8 protein-coding genes and 1 pseudogene are annotated in these 4,813 nt (G+C 61.7%); 7 read left to right on the top strand and 2 right to left on the bottom strand.

The genetic code is table 11. The features are described from left to right. The coding region (locus WCB02_RS08795) for a hypothetical protein (RefSeq protein ID WP_423957563.1) at positions 1-204 on the bottom strand (204 nt) is incomplete at its 3' end. 193 nt (positions 205-397) lie between these two features. On the opposite strand from WCB02_RS08795, the gene WCB02_RS08790 reads away from it, so the two are divergent. The 7 genes and pseudogenes from WCB02_RS08790 (at position 398) to WCB02_RS08760 (ending at position 4,604) form a co-directional block, all read left to right on the top strand. Continuing rightward, the gene (locus WCB02_RS08790; RefSeq protein WP_423957562.1) at positions 398-661 is read left to right on the top strand and encodes a helix-turn-helix domain-containing protein; all 264 of its coding nucleotides are present in this window, start codon (positions 398-400) and stop codon (positions 659-661) included. A gap of 325 nt (positions 662-986) precedes the next feature. Beyond that, positions 987-1,160, top strand: a complete 174-nt coding sequence (locus WCB02_RS08785; protein WP_423957560.1) for a DNA -binding domain-containing protein — start codon at positions 987-989, stop codon at positions 1,158-1,160. 143 nt (positions 1,161-1,303) lie between these two features. Continuing rightward, positions 1,304-1,588, top strand: coding sequence for a helix-turn-helix transcriptional regulator (locus WCB02_RS08780; protein WP_423957558.1), 285 nt, complete (start codon positions 1,304-1,306; stop codon positions 1,586-1,588). A 22-nt stretch (positions 1,589-1,610) separates the two neighbouring features. Next, positions 1,611-2,493: pseudogene (locus tag WCB02_RS08775) on the top strand (replication initiator protein A). A gap of 316 nt (positions 2,494-2,809) precedes the next feature. Then, positions 2,810-3,274, top strand: coding sequence for a DUF2840 domain-containing protein (locus WCB02_RS08770; protein WP_423957557.1), 465 nt, complete (start codon positions 2,810-2,812; stop codon positions 3,272-3,274). Next, positions 3,271-3,786 (top strand): S26 family signal peptidase, encoded by a 516-nt coding sequence (locus tag WCB02_RS08765; protein ID WP_423957555.1) that lies wholly within the window; start codon positions 3,271-3,273, stop codon positions 3,784-3,786. Before WCB02_RS08770 ends, WCB02_RS08765 begins: the two co-directional genes overlap by 4 nt. Beyond that, on the top strand, positions 3,783-4,604 hold the full coding sequence (locus WCB02_RS08760; protein WP_423957553.1) for a lytic transglycosylase domain-containing protein: 822 nt from the start codon (positions 3,783-3,785) through the stop codon (positions 4,602-4,604). The genes WCB02_RS08765 and WCB02_RS08760 overlap by 4 nt, the downstream gene beginning before the upstream one ends. On the opposite strand, the gene WCB02_RS08755 is transcribed toward WCB02_RS08760, so the two are convergent. Further along, positions 4,605-4,813: hypothetical protein (locus tag WCB02_RS08755; protein ID WP_423957552.1), on the bottom strand; the 209-nt coding region annotated here is incomplete at its 5' end.

Here is a 4,813-nt window from a genome sequence, read left to right as displayed (position 1 = left end):
GTTGACAACCTGACTCACCGCAGTTGCGTGGTTTCGCAGCGAAGCAGACCAAGATGTAGCCTGCCATACGGTCTTTGCGGATTCACCATACACATGCGTCGTGAATGCAAAGCTCTGCAAGGTCTCGTTTGATGACGGAATGACGATCCGTCGGCTGACCACAGGGACAACCCGACCACCGTGATCAATTGCTGTCACAGCCATCTGACACTCAACAGCGCAACGGGGCGAGCCAGTTCTGGCGGTGGTCTTAGCCGATAGGCCGGACGCGCCCGACCTGGCCAGTTGGTCTCCCATACTCCGACCTCACACCGAGCCGGTGCAATACGTGTGCACCAGCCTAATTAACGGGTTATAGCCAGTGGTTTTATAGCCCGTTCACTGCGCGCATGCGAGTATGCGCGGGCGAGCTCTAGTCGCATGGAATTTACGGCGGATCCGAGTGAAGCGCGGCCTGTCTCAAGAAAGGCTCGCCTTCGACGCGGGTATCGATCGTTCGTACGTCGGGGGTCTGGAGCGACAGGAAGAGAATCCGACGGTCGACCTGCTCGACCGTCTTGCGAAAACCCTATCTGTGCACGTTTCGGATTTGTTAGTCGAGCCGCCCCGTGGTGCTTCCCCGCCAAAGGCACTGCGCCGTGGTCGTCCACCAGCCAAGTAATGCCTTTGCTCGATCTGTGTCGACGGCCAAGAATTCTGGCCTACCTTTCGTGCTCCGTACAGTTCTGGCGGTTTCTCTTTTTCGCTCAAGTGCCTATTCTGCGCGGTCGCTCTCGGTGATCCACGGCACGACCGACTCAATTTGAGATCCTAGTTGGCGCAGAACAGCGACCGCAATGCAGTCGGCAGCAAACCAGCAGGACGGATCTTGCCTCTTGCGACATGTGCAACGCACCAAGGAGGGCGGACCCCAGCTGCTTTCGGTTCGCGCAACCATTGACCTGAAATCGCTCCTGTAGCTGACAGCCGGCGGCGTTCTCGTCCATATGCGCGAGTTGTCGCACGATTGCGATAGGACCGTTCGATCTCAACCCCGTTCCGAACGTGCCTGGAAAATCCGCGATCTTCGTCGTCGCGCGATCAGACTGGTGATGAGCAGCTTCGCTCTGATGCGTGGCGGCTATCGCGACCTGCTGCGCTATGGCCGCAAAGACAAATAGACCCATCAAGACGCTGTCGTTTGGGGTGCCGAAAACGTATTCCGTCAAGATCGGCATCCCCCTTCGCTTCTCCACTCCGCCATCGTGAGATTCAACGCGCCACGAAGCTCAGTGGCGCTCCACGAGATCACGGAGCCTCGAAGATGTCCGATCCGAACGCCGGCTTGCCGCCGCGATACCTGCGCACGCCCGAAGCCGCGCGTTTCCTGAGCCTCTCGGGCCGAACATTGGAAAAGCACCGAACCTACGGCACCGGTCCTGCCTATCGAAAACTTGGCGGACGTGTCGTCTACGCGCTGGAGGACCTGAAAGCCTGGGCCGACCGCGGCGCGAAAACGTCGACCTCCGATCCAGGTGCCGGGACCGTGTTGCCCGCGAAGCGGCATGCCGCAGGTTTGCGCCCCTATGCCGGCCAACAGCGTCGCTGATCGTCGCGGGAGGAAAGTCGTGATGCGGCGCAGGCACGTCTCTGAACGCGAGCAGCTTGATCTGTTCCGTGCACTTCCGGGCGATCTCGCGCCTCGCGATGCGCAGGACCTGATGGCTTATCCCTTCTTTTCGCTTGCCAAATCGAGGCGCGTTGTTCCGATCGAGTTCCGCGCCGGCAAGATCAGCATTCGCGTCGAAGCCGTGCCGGAGCACGGAATGGCGACCATCTGGGACGCGGACGTCCTGATCTGGGCTGCCAGCCAGATCGTCGGGGCCCGCGACGCCGGTTTGAAAACGTCGCGGCTGATGGCGGCGACGCCCTACGAAATCCTCACCTTCGTCGGCCGCGGCACCAGTGCTCGCGATTACGACCGGCTCAAGGCCGCGCTCGACCGGCTGCAATCGACCTCTGTCATGACATCGATCCGCCAACTGACCGAGCGGCGGCGGCATCGCTTCTCCTGGATCAACGAATGGAAGGAGACGGCCGATCCTCATGGCCGGCCGCTTGGGCTGGAGCTGATCCTGCCGGATTGGTTCTATGCCGGCGTGCTGAATGAAGCGCTCGTGCTCACCATTGACCGGGCGTATTTCGATTTGACCGGCGGCCTGGAGCGCTGGCTCTATCGCCTCGCGCGAAAGCACGGCGGCCGCCAGGAAGGCGGCTGGAGCTTTGATCTGATCTATCTTCACCGCAAATCCGGCAGCCTCTCGCCGTTGAAGCACTTCGCCTACGACCTCCGAGACATCGTCCGTCGGCAAACCTTGCCCGGCTATCGGCTCGTCCTTGAGCGCGGCCGACGCAGTGGCGAGCGGCTCAACTTCACGCCCATTCCTGTCGATGCCCTCGGCGGCCGCTCTTTGCCGTCGTGGCGTCGCAACCGTGCCGGTTGATAACCTGTGAATCATCTCGTGCTATCAGGGACAGCGACCCACGCGCCATCGGGGACCGGATTCTCGTGCTATCGGGGACCAAAACCCGAGTTAAGGTTCTGTCGCTCAACGCCTTTCGGCGCTCGTAACTTTACTAACCTGGAATCCTTCGGATTCTTTCTAACGGACCGCCCGTTTTGCATCGTTGAGGATGACCGGCAGTCAGTCGAGCCTGGCGTCAGCCCCGCAGCACCCCTCGACAGAGACGCCGACGGCAGCACGACACATGCGCTGCATCTGACCGGCGCTGAGGCTCGACAGTCCCTCTCAGCGAGAGGCGAGCCGGCATGAGTGGTCTCACGCATGTCGAGCTCTTTTGGCTCGAGAAGCGCATCGAGAACTGGATCCGCTTCGGTCGGCATGCCGAGGAGCAGATTCTCGATAGGCGGCGGCGCATCCTGTCGTTTGCACCGGGAAGCGTCTTCGCGTTCGTGCGCTGGGCCTCCAATGAGTTTGGAACAATCGTGTCGCGGATCGACATTCTGCGAGCGGTGGCTCCCGGTCAACGCTGCGCCACCGTGCCCTATGTGCGGCCCGGCGGCGATATCCTGTTGCGGCTCTCTGGTTGGCCGAGGGTCGAACGCGTGTTGCAGTTCGTCGACGCCATCGAGGCGCTCGGCATCGATCCGGCGGATGCCGCGCCTGACTATTGGCACCACGTCCACAACCGGCTGTCCGTCAATGAAGTGCCGCGGCTCTACACGCGATCCCGTCATCAGGCATGGCTGCGTCGCCGGAGGGTCGCGCCGTGACCGGCCGCGTGGTTGCCCTTTTGACGACGTTGGGCATCGCGACAGTCCTGCTGTCGACGATCGTGGCCAAACCGGTTCCCCGGCTTCTGTGGAACGCTTCCGGCAGCGTGCCGACCGGTCTTTACGCGTTGAAGGCCAACGGCAGACTTGCCGTCAGCCAGCTTGTCGCGGTGCAGCCGCCTGAACCTTTGGCAGCATTCCTCGCAGATCGCCGCTATCTGCCGCGCGGCGTTCCGCTCTTGAAGCGCGTGCTGGCACTTCCAGGGCAGACGGTATGCCGGAATCAGCTCGCAATCACCGTCGACAAGATCGAGATCGGTGCCGCGCGCCTGCATGACAGCAGGGGCCGGCCGCTGCCCGTCTGGCAGGGCTGTCGCGTCGTCGCCGACGGCGAGTTTTTCCCGATGAACTGGAGGTCGGCCGACTCGTTCGACGGCCGATATTTTGGGGTGCTGCCGACGAGCACGATCATCGGAGCAGCGGAGCCGGTTTGGACCGGCGAGGAGGAATGACCTTGCCGCGAAACCGCAAATGTTCCGTCATCCTCGTGCTCAGTGAAGACTCGGCGGGTTTGATGGCAGCGCTGCGACCTCTCAGGGCAATCCTTTCCGCGACAATCCTTTGCGTCGTCGCGGTTTTGGCGGCATCGTTGCTGTCGAGCGGCACAGCACGCGCCGAACGGGAGTCGTCGATCACATCGCGGGCAAACGGTCTCTCTGTCCATCTTTTCGCAGCGTTCGTGGCCGAAGCCTCCAAGCGCTTCGGCGTGCCGGAACGTTGGATACGCGCGGTGATGCACGTCGAAAGCAGCGCAAAACAGCGGGCGCGGTCATCCAAGGGAGCCATGGGTCTTATGCAGATCATGCCAAAGACCTGGACCGAATTGCGCGCGCGCTACGGTCTCGGCGCCGATCCATATGATCCCCGTGACAACATCCTGGCTGGTGCTGCATACATCCGCGAACTCTGCGATCGCTATGGCGCGCCAGGCTTCCTCGCCGCCTACAATGCGGGACCCGGACGCTACGAACGTCACCTGGCGACAGGTCGACCGCTGCCGGATGAAACGCGGGCATACGTCGCGACGCTCGCTCCGGCGATCAGCGGCGGGTGGACCGATGGTCAGAGTTATGCCGTGGCAAAGTCGTTGGCTTGGAGCAACTCTTCACTGTTCGCGGCGCACACTGCCGGCATCTCATCGGAGGTCAACTTTCCGACTGACAAGCGTCAAAGCCGTTCATCGGCCCAGCGCGTTATCGACCTGTCGGCGCTCTTGCCCCATTCCGGCGACTTGTTCGTCCACCCGATCAGCAAGAAGAGGCCACGATGATCACACCTGGTTGCGGGTTTTCGTAGGTTGCCACAACTCTGGCAATAGCGTCGCGAGAGCAGGGGACGACCAAGCGTGGACTGCAAGATAAAGCGGGTTTCCCCGCGTCCGGAACGGCGTTCCCAAGTGTTTGTCTGCACATTGTTTTAGGTCGGTTTTCGACGTTGCGTCGAGCCTTGGCGAGCGGCGCTTTTCCCGATTATCATTCT

This window comes from Bradyrhizobium sp., assembly GCF_049581145.1.
Taxonomy (GTDB): domain Bacteria; phylum Pseudomonadota; class Alphaproteobacteria; order Rhizobiales; family Xanthobacteraceae; genus Bradyrhizobium.
Note: the sequence above shows the minus strand (reverse complement) of the source record. Positions and strands in the feature narration are given on the sequence as shown.

Excerpts from the sequence above, each read along its gene's own strand:
- WCB02_RS08785 (WP_423957560.1), top strand. The coding sequence starts at position 987 with ATGCGCGAGTTGTCGCACGATTGCGATAGGACCGTTCGATCTCAACCC.
- WCB02_RS08780 (WP_423957558.1), top strand. The coding sequence starts at position 1,304 with ATGTCCGATCCGAACGCCGGCTTGCCGCCGCGATACCTGCGCACGCCC.
- WCB02_RS08760 (WP_423957553.1), top strand. The coding sequence starts at position 3,783 with ATGACCTTGCCGCGAAACCGCAAATGTTCCGTCATCCTCGTGCTCAGT.
- WCB02_RS08790 (WP_423957562.1), top strand. The coding sequence starts at position 398 with ATGCGCGGGCGAGCTCTAGTCGCATGGAATTTACGGCGGATCCGAGTG.
- WCB02_RS08770 (WP_423957557.1), top strand. The coding sequence starts at position 2,810 with ATGAGTGGTCTCACGCATGTCGAGCTCTTTTGGCTCGAGAAGCGCATC.